At 67.3% G+C, this 26369-nt stretch carries 23 protein-coding genes; 12 read left to right on the top strand and 11 right to left on the bottom strand.

Annotated elements, in window-relative coordinates:
• Nucleotides 1–173: 173 nt before the first annotated feature.
• The gene (gene ilvD, locus ABQF30_RS17175) at nucleotides 174–1886 is read right to left on the bottom strand and encodes a dihydroxy-acid dehydratase (RefSeq protein WP_448465844.1); all 1713 of its coding nucleotides are present in this window, start codon (nucleotides 1884–1886) and stop codon (nucleotides 174–176) included.
• Nucleotides 1887–1965: 79 nt separating this feature from the next.
• Between ilvD and ricR the strand changes: the two genes are divergently transcribed.
• A complete protein-coding gene (gene ricR / locus ABQF30_RS17170) occupies nucleotides 1966–2271 on the top strand; it encodes a copper-sensing transcriptional repressor RicR (protein ID WP_448465842.1) in 306 nt (101 codons plus the stop codon).
• Here the strand turns inward: ricR and ABQF30_RS17165 are convergent.
• Nucleotides 2268–2567 carry an MTH1187 family thiamine-binding protein gene (locus ABQF30_RS17165; RefSeq protein WP_448465840.1) on the bottom strand — a complete coding sequence of 100 codons (300 nt, stop codon included), beginning with the start codon at nucleotides 2565–2567 and terminating at the stop codon, nucleotides 2268–2270. The genes ricR and ABQF30_RS17165 overlap by 4 nt on opposite strands.
• A 58-nt stretch (nucleotides 2568–2625) precedes the next feature.
• On the opposite strand from ABQF30_RS17165, the gene ABQF30_RS17160 reads away from it, so the two are divergent.
• The gene (locus ABQF30_RS17160) at nucleotides 2626–3852 is read left to right on the top strand and encodes an MFS transporter (protein ID WP_448465838.1); all 1227 of its coding nucleotides are present in this window, start codon (nucleotides 2626–2628) and stop codon (nucleotides 3850–3852) included.
• A gap of 142 nt (nucleotides 3853–3994) precedes the next feature.
• The gene (locus tag ABQF30_RS17155) at nucleotides 3995–4975 is read left to right on the top strand and encodes a L,D-transpeptidase (protein ID WP_448465836.1); all 981 of its coding nucleotides are present in this window, start codon (nucleotides 3995–3997) and stop codon (nucleotides 4973–4975) included.
• Nucleotides 4976–5057: 82 nt separating this feature from the next.
• Here the strand turns inward: ABQF30_RS17155 and ABQF30_RS17150 are convergent, their stop codons facing one another.
• Entirely contained in the window at nucleotides 5058–7043 is a 1986-nt protein-coding gene (locus tag ABQF30_RS17150) for a M13 family metallopeptidase (protein ID WP_448465834.1), read from the bottom strand.
• 120 nt (nucleotides 7044–7163) lie between these two features.
• On the opposite strand from ABQF30_RS17150, the gene ABQF30_RS17145 reads away from it, so the two are divergent.
• Nucleotides 7164–7757, top strand: coding sequence for a hypothetical protein (locus ABQF30_RS17145; protein ID WP_448465832.1), 594 nt, complete (start codon nucleotides 7164–7166; stop codon nucleotides 7755–7757).
• The gene (locus tag ABQF30_RS17140) at nucleotides 7754–8443 is read left to right on the top strand and encodes a hypothetical protein (protein WP_448465830.1); all 690 of its coding nucleotides are present in this window, start codon (nucleotides 7754–7756) and stop codon (nucleotides 8441–8443) included. The genes ABQF30_RS17145 and ABQF30_RS17140 overlap by 4 nt, the downstream gene beginning before the upstream one ends.
• A 9-nt stretch (nucleotides 8444–8452) precedes the next feature.
• Here ABQF30_RS17140 and ABQF30_RS17135 read toward each other — a convergent pair whose 3' ends face one another.
• Both ABQF30_RS17135 and ABQF30_RS17130 read right to left on the bottom strand, forming a co-directional pair.
• Entirely contained in the window at nucleotides 8453–8995 is a 543-nt protein-coding gene (locus ABQF30_RS17135; RefSeq protein WP_448465828.1) for an XRE family transcriptional regulator, read from the bottom strand.
• Nucleotides 8992–11850, bottom strand: a complete 2859-nt coding sequence (locus ABQF30_RS17130; RefSeq protein ID WP_448465826.1) for an MMPL family transporter — start codon at nucleotides 11848–11850, stop codon at nucleotides 8992–8994. Before ABQF30_RS17130 ends, ABQF30_RS17135 begins: the two co-directional genes overlap by 4 nt.
• Nucleotides 11851–12058: 208 nt before the next feature.
• Between ABQF30_RS17130 and ABQF30_RS17125 the strand changes: the two genes are divergently transcribed.
• From ABQF30_RS17125 to ABQF30_RS17110, 4 genes are all read left to right on the top strand, one after another.
• Entirely contained in the window at nucleotides 12059–12583 is a 525-nt protein-coding gene (locus tag ABQF30_RS17125; protein WP_448465824.1) for a hemophore, read from the top strand.
• A gap of 171 nt (nucleotides 12584–12754) precedes the next feature.
• The gene (locus ABQF30_RS17120) at nucleotides 12755–13135 is read left to right on the top strand and encodes a heme-binding protein (RefSeq protein ID WP_448465822.1); all 381 of its coding nucleotides are present in this window, start codon (nucleotides 12755–12757) and stop codon (nucleotides 13133–13135) included.
• Between the two features lie 91 nt (nucleotides 13136–13226).
• Nucleotides 13227–13895 (top strand): response regulator transcription factor, encoded by a 669-nt coding sequence (locus ABQF30_RS17115; RefSeq protein ID WP_448465898.1) that lies wholly within the window; start codon nucleotides 13227–13229, stop codon nucleotides 13893–13895.
• 14 nt (nucleotides 13896–13909) lie between these two features.
• Entirely contained in the window at nucleotides 13910–15250 is a 1341-nt protein-coding gene (locus ABQF30_RS17110) for a HAMP domain-containing sensor histidine kinase (protein ID WP_448465820.1), read from the top strand.
• On the opposite strand, the gene ABQF30_RS17105 is transcribed toward ABQF30_RS17110, so the two are convergent.
• From ABQF30_RS17105 to ABQF30_RS17095, 3 genes are read right to left on the bottom strand one after another with little or no spacing between them, the layout of a single operon-like run.
• The gene (locus ABQF30_RS17105; RefSeq protein WP_448465818.1) at nucleotides 15238–15612 is read right to left on the bottom strand and encodes a DUF3054 domain-containing protein; all 375 of its coding nucleotides are present in this window, start codon (nucleotides 15610–15612) and stop codon (nucleotides 15238–15240) included. The genes ABQF30_RS17110 and ABQF30_RS17105 overlap by 13 nt on opposite strands.
• Complete coding sequence (locus tag ABQF30_RS17100) at nucleotides 15599–16804, bottom strand: M23 family metallopeptidase (protein WP_448465816.1); 1206 nt, start codon at nucleotides 16802–16804, stop codon at nucleotides 15599–15601. The genes ABQF30_RS17105 and ABQF30_RS17100 overlap by 14 nt, the downstream gene beginning before the upstream one ends.
• Nucleotides 16805–16813: 9 nt before the next feature.
• A complete protein-coding gene (locus ABQF30_RS17095; protein ID WP_448465814.1) occupies nucleotides 16814–17905 on the bottom strand; it encodes a lysylphosphatidylglycerol synthase transmembrane domain-containing protein in 1092 nt (363 codons plus the stop codon).
• Between the two features lie 72 nt (nucleotides 17906–17977).
• On the opposite strand from ABQF30_RS17095, the gene ABQF30_RS17090 reads away from it, so the two are divergent.
• Entirely contained in the window at nucleotides 17978–19123 is a 1146-nt protein-coding gene (locus ABQF30_RS17090) for an AI-2E family transporter (RefSeq protein WP_448465812.1), read from the top strand.
• Here the strand turns inward: ABQF30_RS17090 and ABQF30_RS17085 are convergent, their stop codons facing one another.
• From ABQF30_RS17085 to trmB, 3 genes are all read right to left on the bottom strand, one after another.
• Nucleotides 19124–22171: a trehalose monomycolate exporter MmpL3 gene (locus ABQF30_RS17085; protein WP_448465810.1), complete on the bottom strand. Its 3048-nt coding sequence runs from the start codon at nucleotides 22169–22171 to the stop codon at nucleotides 19124–19126.
• A gap of 76 nt (nucleotides 22172–22247) precedes the next feature.
• Nucleotides 22248–22961 carry an NYN domain-containing protein gene (locus ABQF30_RS17080; protein WP_448465808.1) on the bottom strand — a complete coding sequence of 238 codons (714 nt, stop codon included), beginning with the start codon at nucleotides 22959–22961 and terminating at the stop codon, nucleotides 22248–22250.
• Nucleotides 22958–23752, bottom strand: a complete 795-nt coding sequence (trmB, locus tag ABQF30_RS17075; protein WP_448465896.1) for a tRNA (guanosine(46)-N7)-methyltransferase TrmB — start codon at nucleotides 23750–23752, stop codon at nucleotides 22958–22960. Before trmB ends, ABQF30_RS17080 begins: the two co-directional genes overlap by 4 nt.
• Before the next feature lie 128 nt (nucleotides 23753–23880).
• Here trmB and ABQF30_RS17070 point away from each other — a divergent pair, with 128 nt between their 5' ends.
• On the top strand, nucleotides 23881–24861 hold the full coding sequence (locus ABQF30_RS17070) for a P-loop NTPase family protein (protein WP_448465806.1): 981 nt from the start codon (nucleotides 23881–23883) through the stop codon (nucleotides 24859–24861).
• The gene (locus ABQF30_RS17065; RefSeq protein ID WP_448465804.1) at nucleotides 24858–26330 is read left to right on the top strand and encodes a hypothetical protein; all 1473 of its coding nucleotides are present in this window, start codon (nucleotides 24858–24860) and stop codon (nucleotides 26328–26330) included. Before ABQF30_RS17070 ends, ABQF30_RS17065 begins: the two co-directional genes overlap by 4 nt.
• The last annotated feature ends 39 nt before the right edge of the window (nucleotides 26331–26369 follow it).

Here is a 26369-nt window from a genome sequence, read left to right as displayed (position 1 = left end):
GTCGGTCACATGGCAATACAACCTGCAGGGAGGCTGGGCCTCTTCGAGCGGACGTCGGGCGGTCCTGCGCGCCCGATCGTCACCTTACCGGGCCCGCGAGGGTGCACGAAATGCTGGCTTTTTGCGGGGTGTTGGCCTGCAGACACGCACGCTCGCGGTGCAAGGGGACCCCCTTAGCTGCAGACGGCACCGATGGCAGCTGAGCCGACCAGCTTGGTGTACTTGGCCAGCACGCCAGTCTTGTACACCGGGGGCAGTGGCTCGAAACCGGCCTTGCGTGACTCGAATTCGGCCTCATCGACAAGCAGGTCCAGCGTGCCGTTGGCGACATCCAGGCGGATTCGGTCACCGTCGCGCACGAATGCGATGGGTCCGGCGTCGACGGCCTCGGGGGCGATGTGACCGACGCACAGCCCCGTGGTTCCGCCGGAGAACCGGCCATCGGTCATCAGCAGGACGTCCTTGCCCAGCCCGGCGCCCTTGATGGCGCCGGTGATCGCGAGCATCTCGCGCATGCCCGGCCCGCCCTTGGGGCCCTCGTAGCGGATGACGACCACGTCGCCGTGGGTGATGGTGCCGTCCTCGAGTGCGTCAAGGGCCGCCCGTTCGCGTTCGAAAACCCTTGCGGTGCCCTCGAACACATCGGAGTCGAAACCGGCCGACTTGACCACTGCGCCCTCGGGTGCCAGCGACCCGTGCAGGATCGTGATGCCGCCGGTGGGGTGGATCGGGTTGTTCATCGCCCGCAGCACCTTGCCGTCGGGGTCCGGCGGTTCGATATGGGCCAGGTTCTCGGCCATGGTCTGACCGGTGACGGTCAGGCAATCCCCGTGCAGCAGGCCCGCATCCAGCAGGGCCCGCATGACGACGGGCACACCACCGATCTCGTCGACGTGCTTCATCACGTACGCGCCGAAGGGCTTCACATCGGCGAGGTGCGGGACCTTGTTGCCGACGCGGGTGAAGTCCGCCAGGGTCAGTTCGACGCCGGCCTCCCACGCGATGGCCAGCAGGTGCAGCACCGCGTTGGTGGACCCGCCGAACGCCATCACCACGGCGATGGCGTTCTCGAACGCTTCCTTGGTGAGGATGTCGCGGGTGGTGATCCCGCGGCGCAGCATCCCGACCACGGCTTCACCGGATCTGCGTGCGTACTCGTCGCGCCGCTTGTCGATCGCGACCGGAGACGCGCTGCCCGGCAACGACATGCCGAGTGCCTCGGCAGCCGAGGCCATGGTGTTGGCGGTGTACATGCCGCCGCAGGCACCCTCGCCGGGGCAGATGGCGCGCTCGATGATGTCAACGTCCTCGCGCGACATCAGCCCACGCGCGCATGCCCCGACCGCCTCGAAGGCGTCGATGATGGTGACTTCCTTCTCGGAACCGTCGGTCAGCTTGGCCAGACCCGGCATGATCGATCCGTTGTAGAAGAACACCGAGGCCAGGTTGAGCCGGGCGGCGGCCATCAGCATGCCGGGGATCGACTTGTCGCAACCGGCCAGCAGCACCGTCCCGTCCAGGCGCTCGGCCTGCACCACGGTCTCGACGCTGTCGGCGATGACCTCGCGGGAAACCAGCGAGAAGTGCATACCCTCGTGGCCCATCGAGATGCCGTCGGAGACCGAGATGGTGCCGAACTCCAGCGGATAGCCGCCGGCCTCGTGCACGCCGCCCTTGACGGCCTGGGCGAGCCGCTGCAGCGACATGTTGCACGGGGTGATCTCGTTCCACGACGAGCCGACGCCGATCTGCGGTTTCGCCCAGTCGTCGTCGCCCATCCCTACCGCCCGCAGCATGCCGCGGGCGGCGGTCTTCTCCAGGCCGTCGGTGACGTCGCGGCTGCGGGGCTTGATATCGATCCGGTGTCCTGAGGGCGCAGAAGACATGGCTGCAAGTATGCCCCGCGCCATTTCTCCCGGCCAAACCGATATACATACCCCGGTGGGGTACCGGTATAATGGGGTGATGGATGTCGCTGAGGGTTCGGCTGTACACGGCTACTCGCCGCAGAAGGAGAACTACGCCAAACGGCTGCGCAGAATCGAAGGCCAGGTCCGCGGCGTTGCGAAGATGATCGACGAGGACAAGTACTGCATCGACATCCTCACGCAGATCAGCGCCGTTAACAGTGCACTGCAGTCGGTGGCGCTCGGCCTGCTGGAGGAACACCTCGGGCATTGCGTCAGCCAGGCCGTCGCAGAAGGCGGGGACCAGGCCGACGCGAAGCTCGCGGAAGCGTCGGCCGCGATCGCGCGGTTGGTGCGCTCTTAGGGCCCCAGCTCCCGTTCGATCCGCTCCACTTTCGCGGTCAGCTGTCCGGTGTGGCCGGGACGGATATCGGCCTTGAGCACGAGGCTGACGCGGGGCGACATCGCTGCTACCGCCTCGACGGCCTGTTTCACCACCGCCATCACTTCATCCCAGTCGCCTTCAAGATTGGTGAACATGGCGTTCGTTTCGTTCGGTAGCCCGGATTCGCGGACCACCCGTACCGCCTCGGCCACCGCGGCTCCGACGCCGCCGGAGTCGTCCCCACCGGTCGGGCTGACACTGAAGGCAACAATCACGTCATCGATTGTGCGCGCCGAGGTATCCAGCAACGTCTAGCCACTACCGTGCAACCCAATGACCGTGGAATCGCTGACGGCGCGAACAGGCCCGTGGACGCCGCGCGTCGCCATTCAGCTCACGGTGCTCGCGGCGGCGGCATTCGTCTACGTCACCGCCGAAATTCTGCCGGTCGGCGCACTGCCGGCCATCGCCACTGATCTTGAGGTCAGTGAGGGCCTGGTCGCCACCCTGATGGCGACGTACGCACTGGTCGCCGCGCTCACCACGGTCCTTCTGGTGCGGGTCACCGCGCACTGGCCGCGTCGACGGACCCTGGTCGTCACTTTGGTGTGTCTGACTGTCTCCCAGGTGATTTCCGCGATGGCACCCAACTTCGCGGTGCTGGCCGGTGGCCGGGTGCTGTGCGCTCTCACGCATGGCCTGATGTGGTCGGTGATCGCTCCGATCGGTGCCCGGCTGGTCCCACCGAGTCATGCCGGACGCGCCACCGCGGCCGTGTACGTGGGCACCGGCCTGGCGCTGGTGGTCGGGAACCCGCTCACCGCGGCGCTGAGCGCGCTGTGGGGGTGGCGGCTGGCTGTGGTGGCGGTAGCGGTCACCGCGTCGGTGGTGACGCTGGCCGCGTTGGTGACGTTGCCGCCCATGCCGTCGGTGCGGGAAACCACTGCGACGCCGCGCAAGCACCGGCGCAACTCCCGGCTGGTGGTGCTGTCGGTGCTGACGTTGATCGGGGTGACCGGGCATTTCATCGCTTACACGTTCATCGTGGTGATCATCCGAGACGTGGTGGGCGTGCACGGGCCGCACCTGGCCTGGCTGCTGGTCGGCTTCGGCGTGGCCGGGCTCATCGCGATGGCGGTGATGGCCCGGCCGCTGGACCACTGGCCGAAAGCGTCTGTCGTCGGCTGTCTGGCCGCCTTGGCCGCGGCATTGGTGACGCTGGCGGTACTGGCCTTCGACCAGCGCCCCGGGCTCACCACCGTGCTGTTGGGGGTGACGGCCGTGGTGTTGTGGGGCGCCGCCTCGACCGCGCTGCCACCGATGTTGCAGGCGTCGGCGATGCGTACCGCGCCCGACGATCCCGACGGCGCCTCCGGCCTGTATGTCGCCGCATTCCAGGTGGGCATCATGGGCGGTGCGCTGGCGGGCGGCGGGATATACGACAGCGCGGGCCTGACGGTCATGATCGGCACTGCCGCGGTGCTGATCATCGTCGCAATGTGCGGTGTGCTGGCCACCCGCGGCGTTTTCGGCGTTTCCTACCCCACCTGCGATAAGTAACGCGCGACACCCTCGGCGCGATTAACACCGCAGTTCAGCGCCGTGGACTCGGTCGATGTCGGGGTGTGACGAGCTCTTGCGGCCGTAGCTGGTCTCCGCGCTGTGCGACACTGGATCAAGTTGTGCTGTCTGGAGGTAAAGCATGCCGAAATCGGCAAAACGCAGGCTGATCACCGCAGTCATGGCGGCTGGGTTGGTCGGCGGACTGGTCACGAGCCCGTCTGCTCTGGCAGAACCGGCACCACCACCACCGCCACCGGCGCCCGTCTTCCCGGTGCCGGGAGCGCCCCCGGCGGCGCCCGCGGCGGTCGACCCGGCCGCGCCGCCGGTCGTCAACAACTACGGTGCGCCGGCCGTGATACCTGAAGGCACCCCGGCCGGCCAGAACCCGACCCCGTTCACCGGGCAGCCGCCGTTCCTGCCGCCGTCGTTCAACCCGGTCAACGGCTCGATGGTGGGCGTGGCCAAACCGATCTACATCAACTTCCAGCGGCCCATCGCCGACCGGCAGATGGCCCAGGACGCGGTTCGCATCACGTCGAATCCGCCGGTGCCCGGCCGCTTCTACTGGGTCACCGACACCCAGCTGCGCTGGCGGCCGCAGGACTTCTGGCCCGCCAACACGGTGGTGAACATCGACGCGGCGGGCACCAAGTCCAGCTTCCGCGTGGGTGACTACCTGGTGGCGACGATCGACGACTCCACGCACCAGATGGAGATCAGGCGCAACGGGGAGCTCGAGAAGACCTTCCCGGTGTCGATGGGCAAGTCCGACGGCAAGCATGAGACCCGAAACGGCACGTACTACGTGCTGGAGAAGTTCCCCGACATCGTGATGGACTCCTCCACCTACGGCGTGCCGGTCGATTCGGCCGAGGGCTACAAGCTCAAGGTGCAGGATGCGGTCCGCATCGACAACAGCGGCATCTTCGTGCACAGCGCGCCGTGGTCGGTGGGCTCACAGGGCGAGGAGAACGTCAGCCACGGCTGCATCAACCTCAGCCCGGCCAACGCGCAGTGGTTCTACGACCAGTTCGGCAGCGGCGACCCCGTCGTGATCAAGAACAGCCAGGGCGGTCTGTATGACCTGCCCGACGGTGCGTCGGATTGGCAGATGTTCTAAAGCCGGTTCGCCTCGGCGAACAGACGTGAAAGCCCCTGGGAATGCAGATTTCCCGGGGGCTTTCCCGTCTGCTCGCGCGGAGTTAGCTCCAGATGCGCACCCGCGCAGCCGGTTCCAGGTAGAGCTTGTCGGATTCCGCGACGTCGAAGGCCTCGTAGAACGAGTCGAGATTGCGGATCACGCCGTTGCACCGGAACTCCGGCGGCGAATGCGGATCGACCGCCAGCCGCCGGATCGCCTCGGCGTCACGGGATTTGGTCCGCCACACCTGAGCCCAGCCGAAGAAGACCCGTTGCACGCCGGTGAGCCCGTCGATCACCGGTGCCTCTTTGCCCTTGAGCGAGAGCTCATAGGCGAGCAGTGCGATGGAAAGCCCACCCAGATCGCCGATGTTCTCACCGACGGTGAACGCCCCGTTCACATGGTGTGAGGCCGCCAGCCCACGCGGGGTGAACTGCTCGTACTGCTCGATCAGAGCCGTTGTGCGAGTGCCGAACTCGGCGCGGTCGGCATCGGTCCACCAGTCCACCAGGTTGCCGTCGCCGTCGTACTTGGCGCCCTGATCGTCGAAGCCGTGGCCGATCTCGTGCCCGATCACCGCACCGATACCGCCGTAGTTGGCGGCGTCGTCGGCCTCCGCGTCGAAGAACGGCGGCTGCAGAATCGCGGCGGGGAAGACGATCTCGTTCATGCCGGGGTTGTAGTAGGCGTTGACGGTCTGCGGCGTCATGAACCACTCGTCGCGGTCCACCGGGCCGCCCAGCTTGTTCAGCTCACGGTCGGAGCTGACGATGTATCCGCGGCGGTAGTTGCCGTACAGGTCGTCCCGCTTGATCACCAGCGCGGAGTAGTCGCGCCAGCGGGCCGGATAGCCGATCTTCGGGGTGAACTTGTCCAGCTTGTCCAGCGCCTTGGCCCTGGTCTCCGGGGTCATCCAGTCCAGGTCGTTGATGCTGACGCGGTACGCCTCGCGCAGATTGGCCACCAGCTCATCCATCCGGGCCTTTGCCTCCGGCGGGAAATGCCGCTGCACGTAGAGTTTGCCCAGGACGTCGCCCAACAGGTTCTCCACCACGGACACCGCGCGCTTCCAACGGTCCCGGATCTCCTCGGTGCCCGAGAGCGTGCGGCCGTAGAACGAGAAGTCCTCGGCCACCAGGTCGTCGGTGAGAAACGCGGCCCGGGAGTGGATGACTCGCCAGCGCGCCCACGCCTTCCAGTCCTCCAGGTCCTCCGACGACCACAGCGCCGCGAACGCGGTCAGGTAATCGGGCTGGCGCACCACGAGCTCTTCGACCTTCTCGGGGGTTGCGCCCATTGCGGTCACCCAGCCGGACCAGTCGAAACCAGGCGCGTCCTCGGGCAGATCGGTGAACCGGCGCAGGTTGTAGGTCAGGTCCGCGTCGCGGCGCTTCACCACATCCCAGTGCGCGGCGGCCAACTTGGACTCCAGCGCCACGATCCGGGCCGCGGTGTCTTTGGAGTCACCGGCCGTGTCTCCATAGACGAGCTCGAACATCCTCGCGATGTGGGCCGGGTAGCCGGCCAGGATCTCGGCGTGCTGCTCGTCGCGGTAGTACGACTCGTCGGGCAATCCGATCCCGGACTGGCCCATGTGCAGCAGGTAGCGCGTCGAATCCTTGGAGTCGGTGTCGACGTAAACGCCGGCGCCGCCGCCGACACCGGTGCGCTGGAGCCCGCCCATTACGGCAGCGAGGCTCCCTGCATCCTCCGCCGCATCGATCAGGGCCAGCTCATCGAGGAGTGGCTGCAGACCGCGCGCGGCGATCGTCTGCTCATCCATGAAGCTCGCGTACAGGTCACCGATGCGCTGCTCGTCGGTGCCCTCGGGGGCATTCGCCGTCGCGGCCTCGGTGATGAGGTCGCGGATCTGCTCCTCGGCGCGGTCATACAGCGACCGGAACGCGCCGTCGGTGGCCCGGTCGGCGGGAATCTCGTAGTCGGTCAGCCATCGGCCGTTGACGTGGCCGAACAGATCGTCTTGGGGGCGGGCCTGGGGGTCGACATGGCTCAGGTCGATACCCGAGCGGAGAGCTTCTACCGTCACCCCGACATTCTTCCAGACACCTCGGCGGGGGCATCGAAACCGACGTGATGGTGGCCTCGGCCGCCCGGGAACGACCCTTGCGCGGGTTTCGTGGAAACCGCGCCCGGTACCCTCACGCCCATGCCCGACGAGCCCAGCCCCGCCAGCCCCGACGACGGAGCCGGCATCACCCCCTTCGGCGTCGCGTCGGCAGTCCTCGGAGTGATCGCGGTGGCCGCGGTGGTGCTCGGGGCGATGATCTGGTCCAGCCACCGCAGTGAGGCCGCCGAGCGCAACTATCAGACCCGCGTGATGCAGGCCGCGGGCGACTGGACCAACGTTCTGATCAATATGAACAAGGACACCGTCGAAGCCGATATGCGCAAGCTGCACGAAGGCACCGTCGGCCAACTGAACTCGGACTTCGATTCCGCAGTGCAGCCCTACCGCGACCTGGTGCAGCGCCTGCAGTCGAAAACCACCGGGCAGATCGACTCGGTGTCCATCGAATCGCTCTACCACCCGCCGCCCGGACCCGACGGCGCCGCGCCGCCGGGTCCGCCTGCCGAACTGACCGGGATGGTGTCGCGTATCGACACCGTGCTGGTGGTCGCCACCTCGGTCACCGAGAATGCCGGCACCGAAAAACCCCAGACCGTGCGCTGGACGTTGCGGCTGGATGTCTCCGACGTCGACGGGCAGCTGATGATTTCCCGACTGGAGCCGATCCGATGAGAAACCGGTTGCGGGTACTGACCTTCGACATCGCCGCCCCGGCGGCCGCGATCCTCGCGCTGGTGTTCCTTGGCGTGGCCCTGGCCTGGCCGCTGTGGTGGGTCTCGGTGAGCTCGATCCTGGGCCTGCTGATCGTGCAGGGTGTGGTGGTCAACGTGGTGCTGGCGCGGCGCGACGGAGTCACCGTCGGCACCGACGACGACGGACCTGGTCTGCGGCTGGCCGTGGTCGGCGTGGCCACTGCCGCACTGGTGGCCGCTGTGGTGGTGGGCTACCTGCGCTGGACGGAGCCCGACCGGACCTTCAACAGGGACCGCGACGAGGTGGTACGCATCGCCAGCAGCGTCTCGGAAGCCACCGCGACATTCACGCCGCAGAGCCCGACGGCCTCCATCGACCGAGCGGCCGGGCTGATGTCACCGGACCGGGCCGACGCCTTCAAGAATGAATTCGCCACGGTGGCAAAGGAATTGACCAGCAAGAACGTGTCTGCCCAGGCCAGCACGATATCGGCAGGGGTGGAGGCGCTCGGGTCGCAGGTGGCCAGCGTCGCCGTGGTGCTGCGCGGTACCCAGAGTGTGCCGGGCAAGCCGACCGACAACGCAGTGTTGGCCCTGCGGATTGCGCTGAGCAAGACCGACGGCCGCTGGTTGGTCGATAATGTGACGCCGCTGCACTCGCGCTAAAGCGGGCGGCTATTTCGCGGAGCGCTGCGCGGCGATCTTGGCGAACCGGTCGGAGAGCCGCTGCATCCGCAGCAGCAGCGACGCGGGCGGGCTGGTCTGGCCCTCCAGATACGTGGCGAACGACTCATTCGATATGCCGGTGCGCGACGCGAACTCCTGCGGTTCCAGCCCGGACCGCCGCAGCATCGCCTGGATCTGATGTGCCACCTCGGCGCGCTCGGTCGCCTCCAGGTGGTCGCGGGTCCGCACCAGCACCTCGGCCAGCGCCTTGGAGACGCCGTAGGGCCGGGCGGTTTCCAGCACTTCCTCGACCTGACGCGCGGTCCGGCCGTAAGGATCGCGCTTGACCGCGGCCACGATGCGCTGCCATACGGTCAGATCGTCGGTCTCCAGCGCGGCGCGGATGGCGGCCGTGGGCCAGTATTCGACCGGCCGGTCGTCGAACAGGGGTTGCCGCTGCGGCGCCGAGGGCCGCTGCGGGCGTTGGCCCTGGGAACGTTGGCCATCGCGACGCGCGTCGCGCGCATCTCGAACATCCGGCGCCAACGTCACTTCGCCTCCTCCAGCATTGCTACCGCAACCGACAGGCAGCGTTGCCTGACTTTCACCCAGTCCGCGGCCGCGTCCGAACCCGACATTGTGGTGTCGTGCTCGTCGGACGGCTGTGGGTCAGCCAACCGGCGCACCAACTGGGTGGCCACCCAACGGTTCTTCGGGTGCTGCCCACAGTAATACCGGTCCATGCCCGACAACACCAGAGCTGCAGTCTGAGTTTCCATCGACTCGACAAGATCAGCAAACTCGGCGTAGTCCTTCGTGCTGTTGCGGCACATGATCAGATAGCTTTTCAGCCGCAGCGTCTCCGCGCCCGTCGGGATCTGCAGCCGGTCTCCGGTCGGCAGCTGGACGTTGGTGGTCTCGACCGGTCCGCGGCGCTCCATCGGCGCCCGCGGGGCGTCGGCCTCGGTCTCGAGCGCGTCCACCGCCACCGAAAGCCTGCCCCGCCACATCGTCACCGGATGCACCCCGGGCGGGCAGGGTTTCTTGCCGGGGCGCTGCGCCCCGAGCAGAGCGGTGGCCTGTCGGCAGCCGCTGAACGCCAGCGGGTCGGTGACAATAATCGTTTGCGGCGCAAGGCTTTTCATTCGAGCCGCGGTGCGGACCATCATGCGCAGATCGGATCCGCTCGGGCCGAGCGCCGAGATGTCGTCGGGAATGATGACCAGATCGCTCACCTCGACCTTGGGCAGCGGCTTCTCGAAGTCCACCTCTGGGAGGATGCGGTCGAGCCAGCGTGGCAGCCACCAGTTCCACTCGTCGAACATCGCCATCAGCGCAGGCACCAGCACCAGGCGCACCACCGTGGCATCCACCGCGATCGCCACCGCGCAGGCCACCCCCAACTGGGCCACCAACGGCATGCCGGCAAATGCGAAGCCGATGAACACCGCGATCATGATCAACGCGGCGCTCGTGATGGTGCGCGCGCTGGTGCTGACGCCATATGCGACGGCGTCGCGGGTGTTGTTGGTCTGCAGGAACCGCTCCCGGATCCGGGTGAGCAGGAAGATTTCGTAGTCCATCGACAGACCGAACGTCATCGCCAGGACCAGGGGCGGGATGGTGCTGTCGAGCGAGGAGATCTTCTCGAAGCCGAGCTCCTCGAACCAGCCCCACTGGAAGACCACCACCAGGCTGCCGTAGGCCGCGGCCACCGACAGCACCGTCATCAGCACGCCCTTGAGCGCCAGGAACACCGATCGGATCGAGACGAGCAGCATCATGAACGCGATCAGGGCGACGAACGCGAACACCAGCGGCTGGGTGGCCGACACCCGGTCGTCGAAATCCTTGATCAGGGCGGTGGGACCGCCGACGTCGATCTGCACATCCGATCCGGCCACCGCGGGCAGTTCGGCACGCATCCAGTCGATTGAGTCCCGCGCGGCGAGATCTTCGGGATCCACCGAGAGCACCGCGGACAGCAGTGCACTGTCGTCGTTGTCGGAGAACACCGGCGGCTGTACCGACAGGACCTCCGGCGCCTTGGTCATCTCCTGGCGCACCGCGTCGAGTGTCTCGGCACCCGACGGTCCGGACGCGTTCCCGTCCGGGAAGGTCACCAATACCCGGACCGGGCCGAGCGCACCGGGCCCCAGCGCGTCCGCGGCGGCGTTGACTCCGCCGCGGATCTCGTGCGTCGGCTCGAACTGGCGCTGCATGCTGTTGCCGAGCACCATCCCGAAGGCAGGCGCGGCGAGGATGAGCAGCAGGACGACCGCGCCCACCGCCGACGCCCACGGCCGGCGCATCACCGCACCCGTCCAACGGGTCCAGAACCGGGATTGCGTTGCCTCGCCGCGGCGCGACCAGTGCAGGTACGACGAGCGCTTGGCGGCCGCGCGACCGAAGGTGGCCAGCACGGCAGGCGTCAGCGTGATCGAGGTCAGTACCGCCACGGCGACCGCGAGGATCGCGCCGGTGGCCATCGACTTCAGCACCGGGGTGTCGATGAGGTAGATGCCGGTGACCGAGGCGATGACGGTCAGGCCGGACAGCGCCACCGCCAGACCGGACGTGGCCATCGCGGCGTCGGCGGCGTCGGACGGATCCCGGCCGGCCCGCAGCTCCTCGCGGAATCGCATCAGGATGAACAACGAATAGTCGACGGCCAGGGCGATCCCGAACATCGACACCGTCGAGGTCACGAACACGCTCATGGTGATGAACATGGACAGCAGGTAGACCAGCCCCATGGTCACCACGACCGTGCAGATGCCGAGCACCAGCGGAAGCGCTGCGGCGGCCAACGATCCGAACACGGCCAGCAGCACGATCAAGACGATGGGCAGGTTCCACTTCTCGGCCTGAGCGATGTCGTGCTTGGTGGCCTGGGTCGCCGCCGCGCCCAGCGCGCCTTGGCCGATCACATAGAACTTGACCTTGCCGTCCTCGGTCTCGCCGGCCTCCTCCCCGTGGATGCCCACCTTCTGGCGCAACTGCTTGGCGATGTCGACCGCGCCGGTGTTGTTGAAGTCCAGTTGCAGAGTGATCACGTACGGCCGGTCGGGCTGCGGCGCGGGTTGCTGGGGGTTGGGCACTATCTCGATGCTGGGAACCTCGGCCGCGATCTTCTCCAGATGGACCACCGCGGCGTTCATGTCATCGAAAGATGCGTCTGCCCGCGGCGCAGCGACGAGCGCCAGCGGCGAGGCGCCCTGAGTGGGGAAGTGTTCTTCGAGCTCGCGCTGGACGTGCAGCGACTGAGAGCCCTCGACCTCGAACCCGCCGCCGGTCAGATTCGACGACTGGTTGAGCGCGAGAAATATCGACGGCACCAGAAGGAGCAACCACGCCGCGAACACCGCCCAGCGGAATCTGCGCAGATTGCTGCTCAAGCGCATCATGAACTGCTGGATGCGAGGCCCCTTCTTTCTCCCCGGTTGCACGGCGTTTTGTAGCCAGAGCGTACCTCCCACTGCAGTAAGGTGGCCCGCCACTGCGTCGTACTGAGATCGCTCCGAGATGTGCGCTGCGTTACCCGGGGCTAACGGAATTGGCCCGCCCGGCGAAAGAGGTGGCAAGATTGCCGCCGATCGCACGAGGAGTTCGTCCATGAAACCGACCAAGGCTGATTTGCGCCGCACCCTGGCCGCCGCATTCACGGCGACCGCAGCGGGCGGCGCGGCAGTGGCCGCGCTCATGGCACCGTCGGCTACCGCTGCATCGGACCCGTGCGCGGCCAGCGAGGTCGCCCGCACCGTCGGCAGAGTGGCCACCAACACCGGCAACTACCTCGACGCGCACCCCCAGACCAACCAGGCGCTGACCACCATCAGCCAGCAGCAGGCCGGGCCTGCCACGCTGGCCGCATTGAAGACGTACTTCGACGCCAACCCGCAGGTTGCCAAGGACATGCAGCAACTGCAGCAGCCGTTGCAGGCTCTGGGGACGCGGTGCAAATTGCCGGTGACGCTCCCACAGGTGATGGGTCTGATGCAGGGCGCGCAGCAGCAGGTCGGCGCGACCGGTGGTTTGCCGGTGCCCGGTGTGGCAGCGCCGACGCAGTCGTCACCCGCGTCGGCAGCGACTCAGGGAGCCGGTCCGCTTCCCGGGCCCCGCACCACCACCAGTCGCTAGGCCGGGGGCTGGGGCGTGGCGCCCAGTTGAGCCGTTCTGAACTGGCGATTCAGCGATTCTCACGACTGGTTGAGCGCAAGGCAGGAAAGTATCCACGGATTCTGCTTAGCTTTCCTAAGCCGGTAACCGTTTGGCGTTACGGCCTTCCACATCCGATGAAGGAGCTTGACCATGTTGCTCTCGGCCCGAAATGCGCGGCGCGTGGTAGCTGGCGCGGCAGGCGCCGGCGCAGTAGCCGGTGCGATGCTGTTCGGCGCTATCCCGTCAGCGTTGGCCGAACCGGTGCCCAGCCCACCCAATTGCACCGCCGGCGACTTGGCCCAGGTCGCCGCGGGCGTGTCGGCATCGACTTCGGCGTACCTGTTCACCCATCCTGACGTGAACTGGTTCTTCACCAGCCTGGAAGGCCTGCCTCGGGAAGAGGTCAGGACCAAGGTCCACGATTACCTGGAGCAGAACCAGCAGGTGAAGGCTGAACTGAGCGGCATCCGTCAGCCGCTGGTCGACCTGAAGAACCGCTGCGGTACCGCTCCGGCACCAGAAACTCCGTAGCGCGAAGGTGCGGGTTGGTTTGCAGATAGATTCAGCCCCCGCCAGCGGCGAACGACCACTCACGCCCGAAGGCGTGAACCGAACGGTGCTGATGGTCGATGACGACCCGGACGTCAGAACCTCGGTTGCCCGCGGCTTGCGGCACTCGGGGTTCGACGTGCGGGTCGCGGCGTCCGGCAAGGAGGCGCTGCGGCTGCTGTCGAACGAGTCGCACGACGCGCTCGTCCTGGACGTCCAGATGCCTGAGCTGGACGGCGTCGCCGTGGTGACCGCGCTGCGCGCGCTGGGCAATGACATTCCGATTTGCGTGCTGTCGGCTCGCGATACTGTCAACGACCGCATCGCCGGACTGGAGGCCGGGGCGGACGACTATCTGACCAAACCGTTCGACCTCGGTGAGCTGGTGGCGCGACTGCACGCGCTGCTGCGGCGCGCCAGCCACACCGACCGGCCGTCGGACACCATGACCGTCGGGCCGTTGACGATCGACACCGCCCGGCGGCTGGTGTTCGTGGCCGGCGAACGGGCGGACCTCACCAAGCGGGAGTTCGACCTGCTGGCGGTGCTGGCCGAGAACGCCGGGGTGGTGTTGTCCCGGCAGCGGCTGCTGGAGCTGGTGTGGGGCTACGACTTCGACGTCGACACCAATGTGGCCGACGTGTTCATCTCCTACCTCAGGCGCAAGCTGGAACGCGAGGACGTGCCCCGCGTCATCCACACCGTCCGAGGTATCGGATACGTGTTGAGGGAAGAGTCGTGAGGGTCCAGCGCTAGGTGCGGCTTTTCCGATGGGTCCGGTCCACCTCGCTGCGCACCAGGGTGGCGGTTGCCGCTGCGGCCGCGGCAGCCGCGGTGGTCGCGGCGTTCACGATCCTCACCTCGGTGGTGCTGGCCAACAACGATGCCGCGCAACTGGATCGGCGTCTCGACTCGATCGTCGATGCCAGCATCAATCCCGAACACCTGCAGGATCCGCGCCGCGGCGTGCTGACCACAGGCCGGTCCCGATCCACCGGCCAGGTGGTGTTCCAACGCGGCTTCCAGCTGCCGGAGTTGCCGCCGGGGACCGGGACCGTCGAGGTCAATGGCGTGGACTACCGGGTCCGCACGATCGAGGTGGATCAGCAGGGCGGGATTCTGATGTCGATCGGCATCCGGGCCGACAGTATCTTGTTGAGCGCCAACAGGATTCCGATGTACACCATGGTGGGCGTGGTGACGGTGCTGATGGCCGGGGGACTGGGCTGGCTGTTGGCGGGCCCGGCGATCCGGCCGCTGCGCAAACTCACCGAACACACCTCCAAACTGGGCAGCGGCACCGATGAGATGCCGGAGGTCCGTGGGGTTCGCGAGGCCGAAGACCTTTCCGAGGCAATGGCAGGCATGCTGACCCGGCTGGCCGCCGCACAGCGTGCCACCACCAATTCCCTACAGGCGGCGCAGGATTTCGCGGCCAATGCCGCGCACGAGCTGCGGACCCCGCTCACCGCGATGCGGGCTGACCTGGACACGCTGCGGATCCACAATCTCCCCGAAGAAGAGCGCGAGGAGGTGGTGGCCGACCTGTCCCGCGCACAGCGGCGGGTCGAGGCCATCATCACTGCACTGGGCCAACTGGCTTCCGGCCAGCTGGCCCAGGCCGAAGACCGCGAGCTCATCGACATCACCGACATGCTCGACCGAGTGGCCAGGGAGAACAGCAGGGCCGGTGGCGCGGTACAGATCGACGTGCAGGTGGCAGATGACGTCGGTCTCGTGCTGGGCTGGCCCGGCGGGTTGCGGCTGGCCGTCGACAACCTGGTGCGCAACGCGATCACGCACGGCGAGGCCACCCGCATCGTGCTCACCGCGCACCGATCGGGTCAGATGCTGACGATCGTCGTCGACGACAACGGCCGAGGGTTGCCCGTCGAGGAACATGAGACGGTGCTGGGCCGGTTCCGCCGGGGCAGTACTGCCGGTGCCGGCGGCTCGGGTCTCGGGCTGGCGCTCGTGGCCCAACAGGCCCAATTGCACGGCGGTGAGATCCGGCTGTCCGACGGTCCGCTGGGCGGGCTACGCGCGACGCTCACGATCTCGACGTCGGCGGTTGACGGATCCGGTCAGGCGGACTGAGAGCTCTGGCGACGGACCCATGCCGCCGCCACCGCCCGCCAGCCCAGCAGCAGCACGGCCGTAGCCAGCGAGGCGACCACGATGAAGCTGCCCGCCACCCCGGCGGAGGTGAGCTTGCGCAACAGCATTCCGATCACCACGGTGCAGAGCCAGACGATGATTCCGGTGGGCGCCAACGAGGTTGGCCGTTGCCAGCCGCGCGACACCAGCCAACCGACCAGAGTGCCGACCAGGAACGGCCAGGCCGTTTCAGCGATGCCTGCCACCGTCAGGCCCTCGGCGTGGCTGCGCCGTCCGATGGTGCAGAACACCACCACACCGACGAGGTCGGCGAGCAATGCGAGTGCGCTAGTTCGTCGCATACGTCATCACATCCAGGAACAGTGGGCTGACTTCGGATTGGTCGCGGGCCGCGAAGCCCGGCTGCAGCGTAGCGGGCCTGCCGTCGAACAGCGGGTCGAGGGCGTCCTGCGACAGCAACCGCGAGTCCAGGCGGAACGACTTGATGACGAACGGTAACCCGTTCGACGCCAACGGATCCGGGTTGTCCATCACGTGGAAGTGCAGATGCGGTGCATCGGAGTTTCCGGAGTTGCCCACGGAACCGATGACCTGCCCGGCGCTGAGCTCATCGCCCGGCTTGACCTTCAGGCTCTCTGGTTTGAGATGTGCGTACAGCGCGTAGTTGCCGTCACCGATGTCCTGCACGATGTGATTCCCGGCGTACTCGTCGAGTGCCAGCCCGCTCGGTGCCGCGCCGGGCACCTGCTCGGGCAGGCCGTCGCGCACGGAGACCACCGGGCCGTCGGCCACGGCGTGGATGTCGGCGCCGAAGAACGCGTAGCTCTCGACCTTGGCGCGGTCCCCGGTGAACAGCTTCCAGTCCTTGCTCAGCTGGACGTAGTCGATGGCGAATCGCTCAGCAGCCCAGATCTTTCCGTTGATCGGGTTGAGTGCCATCCGGTGCGCGCTCATGTCGCAGCAGCCGGTCGCGTTCAGCCAGCGCTCGCCGGCCAGCGGTGGCGAGATGGACACCGGTTTACGGGTCTGCACCGACACCGGCGCGATGCTCTCGGTCAGGTTCGGTGGGATCAGCGGGGGCATGGGCTTGCTCACCGTGACTCCCACCGTATGGCTGAGTTCTCCTGGCACTTCCGACGGGTCGTCGGCGACGACATCGAGCCACACGAAGGCGCTCTGCCCTGGGCCGAGCACGTTTGTGCGGGTAGCCGGGCTGCCGACCAGCCGCGTCCAATACTTGAGGCTGTCGCCGGACAGTGTGAGTAGCTTGCGGTCCCCGGCCACCGCGCTCACCGACGTCAGGGTGATGTTGGCGGACATGGTGTTGGTCAGCATGAGCTCATAGGCCAGGTGAGTGCGCCCGTCGGTGGCCGGAACCGGAATTGGTTCTGCCAGAACCGATCCGATCACCGGTGTCGCCGCCGGGGGATTGGTGGTGGCCGTCGGGGATTCCGACTGTGGGGTCTGTGCCGACGAGCATGCCGTGAGGCCCAGCACGAGCATTGCGGTGACGACTGGATATCGGACCCGCATGGCTGGCTCCTAGTGCTCGGGTTTGGGATCGGCGGTGTTGCCGGAATCGGTTGCGGCGTCGGGATCCAGGTCCTTCTCGGTGCGGAACATGAAGAAGAACACCACCCAGCCGATCGCGGAGATGAAGATCCAGCTGACCAACCGGTAGATGAGCATGGCAGAGATGGCCGAGGCCAGCGTCATGCCCGAGGACACCAGGCCGGGCACCAACACCGCCTCCACGACGAGCAGACCGCCGGGCATCAACGGGATCGAGCCCACCGCACGCGCGGCGGCGTACGCGACGGTCACCCCGGCCAACGATGGATGCCCGCCCGCGGCGTAGCAGGCGAAGGCCAGACACGCCACGTCGGCGACCCAGTTGAACATCGACCAGCTGAACGCGGCACCGAGGTCGCGCCGCCCCAGGCTGACCGACTCCAACTGCTGCAGGATCTCCCGCCATTTCGACAGCCCGTAGTTCGAGGGCTTGCCGCGCAGCGAGTTCACCCACGACAACACCTTGGCGCCGATGCCGTCGATCAGCTCCGGCCTGGTTGCCACGGCCTGGCCCAACAGCACGAGCGCCAGCAGGCCGCCGAGCGAAAAGATAAGGGACAGTGGGTTTTTGCTCGCCCCGAGCAGCAACGCGCCGCCCAGGCCCAGGAGGGCCAGGCCCACGATCTGCAGCACCCCGGACATCACCAGCTGCCAGGACGCGATCAGTGGGGTGGCCCCCCAGATGCGTTGTTGGCGGTAGGTGAACGTCGCCGAGAGCACCGGACCGCCGGGCAGCGTGGTCGACAGTGCATTGGCCGCGTAGTAGGCGGCTTCGGAGCGCCACTGCTTGACTTTCACCCCTGCCGAGCGCAGCAGCGTCCGCTGAATCTGGGCGAAACTGTGGATGGATGCCACGGCTGCCGCCACCGCGGCCAGCACCCACCACCAGTTCGCCGAGAGCAGGCTCTTCCAGGCTTTCGCCAATTGGTCCCACACCAGCGTCAATTCGACGGCCAGCACGCCGACCGCGACGGCGATGATGACCCAGCGAACCCACCAGTACTTGCCGCGCGTGGAACCGGCCCGGTCGCGGGCAGTGTCCGCCGGCGCGTCGTGTGACACGCTCTACAGGGTAACCGCGCAGGTAGCGCCGACATCACCGCTGTCGCGGCGCGCCGCGGCTACGCTACCGGCATGCCATCGGATTCCGTTGCCGACGAATCGGTGACACCCCTCATCCGTAAGATTGCCGCCTGGTCGTGGCGCCTGCTGGTCATTCTGGCCGCACTCGTGGCGTTGCTGTGGCTGATCAAACGCCTCGAACTGCTCGTCGTCCCGGTGGCGTTGGCCACCATGGTGACGGCGTTGCTGCTGCCTGCAGTCGACTTCATGGACCGTCGCGGCGCACCGCGCGGATCCGCGGTGGCGCTCGTGTTGTTGGCCGGAATTGCGATCGTCGGCGGCATCCTGACGTTCGTCGTCTCGCAGTTCATCGAAGGTGCACCGGATCTGGTGGAACAGATGACGCGCAGCATCGACGGCGTCCGCAACTGGTTGATCAGCGGTCCGCTGCATCTGAGCAGGGATCAGATCGACCAGGCAGGCAACACGGCGATCGAGGCGCTGCAGAACAACCAGGAGAAGCTGACCACCGGTGCGCTGTCCACCGCGGGCACCCTGACCGAACTGGTGACCGGTGCCCTGTTGATGCTGTTCACGCTCATCTTCCTGCTCCAGGGCGGGCGGGGCATCTTCGCGTTTGTCACCAAGATGTTTCCGGAGCATGTGCGCGAGCGGGTGCGTGACGCCGGGCGCGCCGGCTTCCATTCGCTGGGTGGTTACGTGCGCGCGACGTTCCTGGTGGCCCTCGTCGACGCGGTGGGCATCGGTACCGGTCTGGCGATCATGGGTATCCCGCTGGCCCTGCCGCTGGCCTCACTGGTGTTCCTCGGTGCATTCATCCCGCTGGTCGGCGCGGTGGTCGCCGGGTTCTTCGCGGTGGTGGTCGCGCTGCTGGCCAAAGGCTTCATCTACGCGCTGATCACCCTGGGCCTGATCATCGCGGTCCAGCAGTTGGAGGGCCACGTGCTGCAGCCGTTGGTGATGGGGCGGGCCGTGTCGATCCATCCGCTGGCGGTGGTGCTGGCCATCGCGGGTGGCGCCGTGCTCGCCGGGATCGTCGGCGCGCTGCTGGCGGTGCCGGCGGTGGCCGTCGTCAACAGCGCGATGCGGGTGCTGCTCGCCCGCGACCCGGGGGCCGAGGAGGCCGCGCAGGCGACAGCCGAAGGCGACGGGGGAATCATCGACGCGCCATCGGACGATCTCTCCAAGACGGAGTAGTTACAGCCTGCCCTCGCGGCGCAACAGATCCTGAGCGCTCATCCCGCCGCCGCGACGCTTGGGTTCGTCGTTCTCGCGGGGGTTGAGCTTCTCGGTCGTCGGGTCCTGGCCACGCTGACGCGGGATCGCTGTCGTCGGATCGGGAGCCCCGGGGGCTCCTGGAGCCCCTGGCGCACGTTGCGCGCCGAACGCCGTTGTCGGAGCGTTGTCGCCCGGTGCCGGCCGGGACTGTGGCATCGCGCGGGTGGCATCGGCTGACGGCCGGGGTGGTGGCGGCGGAGGCGGCGGAGGCGGAGGCTGGGGCGGGTTGGCGCCCGGACCGTTCGCAGGGCCGCCGCGCAATGCGCCCAGCCAAGACTCGATCTCGCGTTCCTCACGCTGGGCTCCGGGCGCGGGGGGCGGCGGTGGAGCCGGTTGTCCCGTGGGCCGCGGGGTGCGTTCCGTGGGGGCGTTGGTGTGGCCGGTCGCGGTGTTCACCGCAGTGTTGACCGCGTTGCGCACCGCATTGCGGGCCATCGCGAACCGGGTGGTGGCCGGTTCGTCGGGCCGCTGCTGCGGCGGGGGCGGCGGTCCTTGTGGCGCTGCTTGTGGGGGTGGAATCCGCACCGTCCCAGCGGCAGACGGGGCATTGGTGCGCATCGGCGGGGCCGACCGGACCTGGTCCACGGCGGGATGCGTCGGATCGTGCGGACGCGGTGGTGGTGGCGGCGCGCCGACACCGACCAGGGCACGTTCGTCTTCTCCGGATTCGCGCACGGTGGGACGCTTGCGCTCGTCGGGCAGTTCGGTCTCGCCGAGGCCTATCTTTTCCTGGATCCGCTTCATCCAGCGCGGTGCCCACCAGCAATCGTCGCCGAGCAGCTTCATGATCGCGGGCACCAGGAACATCCGAATCACCGTGGCGTCCAACAGAAGTGCGATCAGCAGACCGAAGGCAAGATACTTCATCATCACCAGGTCGGAGAACGCGAACGGGCCTGCGACGACGGCCAGGACCAGGGCCGCGCCGGTGATCAGCCGGCCCGTGGTCGCGGTACCGATCCGGATGGCCTCGGCGGTGGACATGCCGCGTTCACGGGCCTCCACCATGCGGGAGACCAGGAACACCTCGTAGTCGGTCGACAGACCCCAGATGACCGCGATGATGAGCCCGATCATCGGTGCCATCAGTGGCTGCGGCGTGTAGTTCAACAGGTCAGATCCATGGCCGTCGACGAACATCCAGGTAAGGATGCCCATCGTCGAGCCGAGCGTGAGCGCGCTCATCAATGCCGCCTTGATGGGCAGCACGATCGAGCCGAAGGCCAGGAACATCAGCACCGTCGTGGTGATGACCAGAATCGTCACCATCAGCGGCAGCCGGGAGAACAGGCTGTGGATAGAGTCCTGCTCCAGCGCGGGCGTTCCACCGACATAAACCGAGATGCCGCGTGGCGGTTGCAGCGACCGCAGCCCGTCGATGTTCTGCGCCGCGTCGCCGCGGTTCTCCAGGCCGTTCTGGATCACCCGGACCGAGGGGTCCTTCGACCCACTGTCGTTGGCCGGGCGCTCCTTCCACATCTGCTCCGGGTTGTTGTCCGGATCGGTGAAGCCGGGCACCGTCAACGCCTTGGCGCGCATATCGGCGATCTGCGAGTCGGTGATCGGTTCGCCGTCCTCGCGCTTCATCACCATGGTGATCTGTTCGGTGCGGAAGCCGGGGAAGAGCTTGTCGAACTGTTCCTGCGACTGGCGCACCGCATTGTCCGGCGGCAGGTATTTCTCGCTGATACCGGCAAGGGAGAGAGAGCCGATCGGCAGGACGAGCAGGGTCATCGCGATCAGGATCGGTGTGGCGAAGGCGATCGGGCGCTTCATCACGACGTTGACCAGTCGACCCCAGAAACCCTGCTCCACCTCTTCGCGGGTTTTGGTCTTCTGCGTCTTCTCGGCGAACCAGTCGATGATCCGTCTGGAGAACGGCCAGTTGGCCAGGAACGGCACCTTCAGCAGGGTGCGTACGCCGAGCGCGTCGACGTGGGTGCCGAGGATGCCGAGCGTCGCAGGCAGCACGGTGATCGACAGGACCGCCGCCAGCATGACCGACGCGATGATCGCGTACGTGATCGATGTCAGGAAGCCGAGCGGAATCAGCAGCAGCGGCATCGATGACGCCACGATGATGACCGCGGAGAACGCCACGGTGCGACCTGATGTCATGACCGATCTTCGTACCGCCGCCTCGGTGTCGTAGCCCTCGGCGAGTTCCTCCCGGAACCGGCTCACGATGAACAGGCCGTAGTCGATCGCGATACCCAAGCCCATCATCGTCACCACCGGCTGGGCGAAGAAGTGAACGGGTCCGAACTCGGCGGTGAGCCGCAGAATGCCCAACGCGCCGGCGATGGTCAGGCCGCCGATGATGGCGGGAAGCGCGGCGGCGACAGCGCCACCGAACACGAAGAACAGAACCACGGCGACCAACGGGATAATCGCGATCTCGGCACGTTTCTGGTCGGTGCCGATGGTGCCCGTCAGTTCGCTGGCCAGCGGATTGAGCCCGGCCAGTTGGATGTCGCCGCCGTTGACCTGCTGCAGATCGGGCTCGGCGGCCTGGTAGCTCTTGAGGATCGCGTCGTCGTCATCCCCCTTCAGCGGGACGCTGACGAACGTGTGCCGCAGATCCTCGGTCTTCATCTGGCTGACCGTCGGATCGGTGGTGTCGGGAGCCTTCAGCCAGCCGACCCAGCCGATGACAGCGTCCTCGTGGTCCTCGACCACCTGGTCCAGTTCCTCGGAGACCTGCTTCTGCCACGCTTTGTCGGTGACTTTCTTGTCGTCCGGCGGGGTCAGAATCGCCACCACGTGGCTGGTCCGGTCTCGGCCGTACACCTCGTCGCCCAGCAGTGACGCCTGGACCGATTGGCTGCCCTCGTCGTAGAAACCGCTCTGCGTGACGTGGTCGCCGAGACCTATTCCGTAGACGCCGCCGCCGAGGCAAAGCGCCACCATGACACCGATGACGATGTACCTGAACCGATACACCGTTCGACCCCACCAGGCGAACACTTATGCTCCTAACGCTTCAATGTCTAGGCGGCCCGTGCCTGACGTAACAGGCAACATTCCAGGCCTTCTGCAGTTGTTACACACGCGAGGTCAGTAGCGATGACAACGGCCGGAACGGCTGCAGCCATGCCCCCTGCTCGGGTAGCGAGTCCAAGCCGATCCGTGGTAGCGGTTCCCGGAAAACACCAGGAATATCCTCCAGATCGACAAACTCCAAGGTATCCGACGCTAACGCCCAGCTCGCATGTTCGCGAAATCCAAGCACCTGCACAGGCGTGCCCTCGTGGGCGATTTCCTCCAGCGGTTGCCGGAACGCCTGCCCGTCGGCGGAGGCGACCAGAACCGCCGCCAAACCCTCTCTTCTGCGCAGTGCGATGTGGTCCAGCATGTCGCTGTCGACATCACTGTCGTCGTCGATCTTCGGTTTCGCAAAGACGGCGAACCCCACGTTACGCAACGCCTCCACCCACGGCCGCACGACATCCGCGCTACCAGGGGCGATGTTGGTGAAAACGGTTGCCTCAGGCTCGAGTGGGGCGCCCGTTTCATCGTCACCGTCGCCTGAAGAGGCTGAGAGGTCGGCGGTGTAGGCCAGCAGCCAACGGCCCAGCGCGTCGAAGCGGGGCCGGTGGGCCGCCGTCGGTCGGCCACCGAGAATCGAACCCAGTCCCATGTCCAGGTTCGGTGCATCCCACACCAGCAGAACCCGGCGGATTCCGGTCGTCGGCGCGGCGCCGGCCTGTGGGATTTCTTGCTGCAGGTCCTGGTCCATGTCCGGGGTCACACTCACAGTCGTTTCTCCCAGATCAATTCGGTGACGTCGGGGCCGGCCAGGGCCTTGCGCTCGTACTTGGTGACGGGCCGTTGCACCGAGATGGGCAGGTCCGCGTCCGGGTCGACCCGGCGCAGCAGCGGCTCGGCGTCGCCGACCTCGGCGATGTGTTCGGCATAGCCGGCATGGTCGGTCGCGGCGTGCAGGATGCCGCCGGGCCGTAGCCGGTCGGCGATCAGCGCGACGGTCGCGGGCTGCAGGAGCCTGCGCTTGTGGTGGCGGGCCTTGGGCCATGGGTCGGGGAAGAAGACCCGCACCCCGATCAGCGATGCGCTGCCGAACATGTGCTCGAGCACGTCCACACCGTCACCGCGGATGAGGCGGATGTTGGTGACGGGTTCGGTTTCGGCGGCGCGGTCGATGGCGCTGAGCAGTTGGGCCAGACCCTTGCGGTACACCTCGACGGCGATCACATCGATGTCCGGTTCTGCCCGGGCCATTGCCAGCGTCGAGGTGCCGGTGCCGGAACCGATCTCGAGCACGAGCGGGGCGGAGCGGCCGAACCACGCGGCGGTGTCCAGATCGACGATCGCTTGGGAGTGCTCGTCGCGGGCCTGGAGGCCCAGTTCCGGCCACCGCCGGTCCCAGGTTTCCTGCTGGCCGCCGGACAACGTCGAGCGCCTGGCACGGAAGCTGGTGATCCGGCGACCGAGATGTGGATTGGCGGCCGCAGCGGCGACGTCCGGCGTCGGAGCCGGCCCGCCGGCGACATCCGGCTTGGGCGCATGCATTTGTCCATGGTCGCTTATCGAGGGGGAAGTGCTCGCATCGTGGTACAGATTGATACCCAACAGTTGCGTTGCGCTGTTAGGGCCAAATATCCGTTCGCGGGCCCGCACGGGCCATGTCACGATTTTCGGTGGTTACCGAAAGCCGTATGGAAGGCCGCCAGATTTTCGCAGAGGAGCTCAAGCGCTTTGCCGACCGTGACGGTGATCCGCGGTTGGCTCGGATCAGTGCCCAGGTGTCAGCCGATGTGAGTGTCGCCGTTCGTGGCCGTCGCGGGGTTGGTGTGACGACCGTCGCCACTGCGTTGGCCGGTGCCGGGGTGGCGGTGCGCGACACCGCAGATCTGGCCGTACTGGTGACCGCCGAAGTGCTCAAACCCGAGGACCGGACCACCCTGGCGCAACTGCGCGACAACGGCACTCCCGTGCTGATCGTGCTCAACAAGGCGGACCTGGCCGGATCGGGCGCCGGCGGCCCGGTGGTCACCGCCCACCGCAGGGCCGCTCAGCTGCGGAAGCTCACCGGTTCACCTGTGGTGCCGATGGTGGCGTTGCTGGCCGGGGCGGCTCCAGCGCCGCATCTGGTGGCGGCGCTGCGGGTTCTGGCGGCTGAGCCGGCCGACCTGACCTCACCTGATGCCTTCCTGCGGGGGCCGCATCGCCTGGCTGTCGGGGTGCGGGCCGAGCTGTTGGAGACCTTGGACCGGTTCGGGATCGCCCACGCTGCGCTGGCACTGAGCCGGGGCCTCGATACCGAGGCACTACCGGGGCTGCTGCACCAGCTCAGCGAGGTCGAACGGGTACGGGCCGCACTGGACGCGGTGGCCGCGCCGGTGCGGTATCGCCGGGTGCGCAGCGCCCTGGCCGAAGTGCGGGCTGTCGGCGGCGAGCACGCCGGCCGGTTCCTGGCCGCCGATGACACCGTGTTTGCGGTGATGGCCGCGGCCCTCGACGTCGTGCAGGCCGACGGACTGACGGTGGACGCGCACGCTGAGAGCCACCTGCGTCGGGCGCGGCACTGGCAGCGCTACAGCCGCGGACCCGTCAACGCCCTGCACCGCAGTTGCGGCGCGGACATCGTCCGGGGCTCGCTGCGCATGCTGGGCAGTTCCTGGGATACCGGGCGGTGACTGCGTTGGATCCGGCGGCGGATCCGGTGGCGGATCAGGTTGCAGCCGCGGACGCTGTGGTGGCGGCGATCGACCCGGGTCTGCACTCGCCGGGTGTGGAATCTCGCGACGTCGTACTGGTGGCCGGCCCCTGGTTGGCCGGGGCGACGAGTGTGATGGCGGCACTGCGCGAACGGATGCCGCAACATACCTTCGTCGAATCCGCCGATCTGGTGGCCGGCGAAGCGCCCGCTGCGGTGGTGTTCGTCGTGTCGGCGGCAGCTCCGATCACCGAATCAGACTGTGCTCTAGTCGATTTGGTTGCCAAACATACCGATCTGGTGGTGGGTGTGCTGTCCAAGATCGACGCGCACCGCAACTGGCGCGAGGTGCGCGATGCCGACGCGGCCATTCTCGCCGAGCGGGCCTCCCGCTACGAGCGGATGCCATGGGTCGGGGTGTCGGCGGCACCGGACCTTGGCGAACCGCAGCTCGACGACCTCGTTGAACTGCTGTCGGAGCGGTTGGCCGATCCGGCTGTGATGCGCCGGAATCGGTTGCGGGCCTGGGAAACCCGGCTGGAGGCGGTGATCGGTCGGTACGAGGCCGACGGCTCCGGCGCGGACCGCAAGGCGCGGGTGGACGCGCTGCGGGAGCGTCGTAGTGAGGTCAACCGTGCCCGCAGGCTGGCCAGAACCGAGCGCAGCATCGCGTTGCGCAGCCAACTGCAGCAGGCCCGCGTGCAATTGGGGTACTTCGCGCGGAATCGATGCAACTCGGTACGTACCGAGTTGCAGGAGGACATCGCCGGTATCGGCAGGCGCAAGATCCCGAGCTTTGAGGCCTACGCGCGGCATCGGGCCGGTGAGGTGGTCGAGGAGGTGGACGAGGGCGTCACCAAGCATCTCGGTGATGTCGCGGCCGAACTCGGACTGACCGCACCGGCGCCGTCCGGTCCACCGGCCGCACCGGATCTGCCGTCGCCGCCGCTGAAATCGCGCACCCTGGAGACGCGGCTGATGACGGTACTGGGCATCGGCTTCGGGCTTGGCGTTGCGCTGGCGGTCAGCCGGCTGCTCACCGGTGCGGCACCCCGGCTGGCGATCGCCGGATTGGGAGTCGGCGCCGTCGTCGGCCTGCTGCTGGCGGTCTGGGTGGTGAGCACCCGTGGGCTGCTGCACGATCGGGCGGTGCTTGACCGCTGGGTCAACGACGTCACCACCACGCTGCGGTCGGCGGTCGAAGAACTCGTCGCCACCCGGGTGCTCAGTGCCGAGACCGCGCTGACCACCGAGTTGGCGGCTGATGAGGAAATCGAAGGGGAGGAGAGCGCGCGACGCGTTGCCGCGATCGACGCCGAACTGCGTGAACACGCGATCGCGACGGCTCGCGCGGCGGCGCAACGGGACCGTCGGATCCCGCCGCTCAAGCGTGCCCTGGACGCTGCGCGGGCCGATCTTTACGGTGATTCGGACGCTACCGGCGAGTAAACCGCTCATTAATCGCGAACTGAATCGTTCCTGTGAGTC

This window comes from Mycolicibacterium sp. XJ870, assembly GCF_053483975.1.
The sequence above is the reverse complement of the archived record's forward strand: the minus strand, read 5'-3'. Positions and strand labels throughout refer to the sequence as shown.

Bases quoted from the DNA above. Each gene is read 5' to 3' on its own strand.
- ABQF30_RS17125 (WP_448465824.1), top strand. From the start codon at position 12,059: ATGAAACCGACCAAGGCTGATTTGCGCCGCACCCTGGCCGCCGCATTC.
- ABQF30_RS17090 (WP_448465812.1), top strand. From the start codon at position 17,978: ATGCCATCGGATTCCGTTGCCGACGAATCGGTGACACCCCTCATCCGT.
- ABQF30_RS17115 (WP_448465898.1), top strand. From the start codon at position 13,227: ATGGTCGATGACGACCCGGACGTCAGAACCTCGGTTGCCCGCGGCTTG.
- ABQF30_RS17130 (WP_448465826.1), bottom strand. From the start codon at position 11,850: ATGATGCGCTTGAGCAGCAATCTGCGCAGATTCCGCTGGGCGGTGTTC.
- ABQF30_RS17140 (WP_448465830.1), top strand. From the start codon at position 7,754: ATGAGAAACCGGTTGCGGGTACTGACCTTCGACATCGCCGCCCCGGCG.
- ABQF30_RS17105 (WP_448465818.1), bottom strand. From the start codon at position 15,612: ATGCGACGAACTAGCGCACTCGCATTGCTCGCCGACCTCGTCGGTGTG.
- ABQF30_RS17160 (WP_448465838.1), top strand. From the start codon at position 2,626: ATGACCGTGGAATCGCTGACGGCGCGAACAGGCCCGTGGACGCCGCGC.
- ABQF30_RS17070 (WP_448465806.1), top strand. From the start codon at position 23,881: ATGGAAGGCCGCCAGATTTTCGCAGAGGAGCTCAAGCGCTTTGCCGAC.
- ABQF30_RS17155 (WP_448465836.1), top strand. From the start codon at position 3,995: ATGCCGAAATCGGCAAAACGCAGGCTGATCACCGCAGTCATGGCGGCT.
- ABQF30_RS17145 (WP_448465832.1), top strand. From the start codon at position 7,164: ATGCCCGACGAGCCCAGCCCCGCCAGCCCCGACGACGGAGCCGGCATC.
- ilvD (WP_448465844.1), bottom strand. From the start codon at position 1,886: ATGTCTTCTGCGCCCTCAGGACACCGGATCGATATCAAGCCCCGCAGC.
- ABQF30_RS17100 (WP_448465816.1), bottom strand. From the start codon at position 16,804: ATGCGGGTCCGATATCCAGTCGTCACCGCAATGCTCGTGCTGGGCCTC.
- ABQF30_RS17120 (WP_448465822.1), top strand. From the start codon at position 12,755: ATGTTGCTCTCGGCCCGAAATGCGCGGCGCGTGGTAGCTGGCGCGGCA.
- ricR (WP_448465842.1), top strand. From the start codon at position 1,966: ATGGATGTCGCTGAGGGTTCGGCTGTACACGGCTACTCGCCGCAGAAG.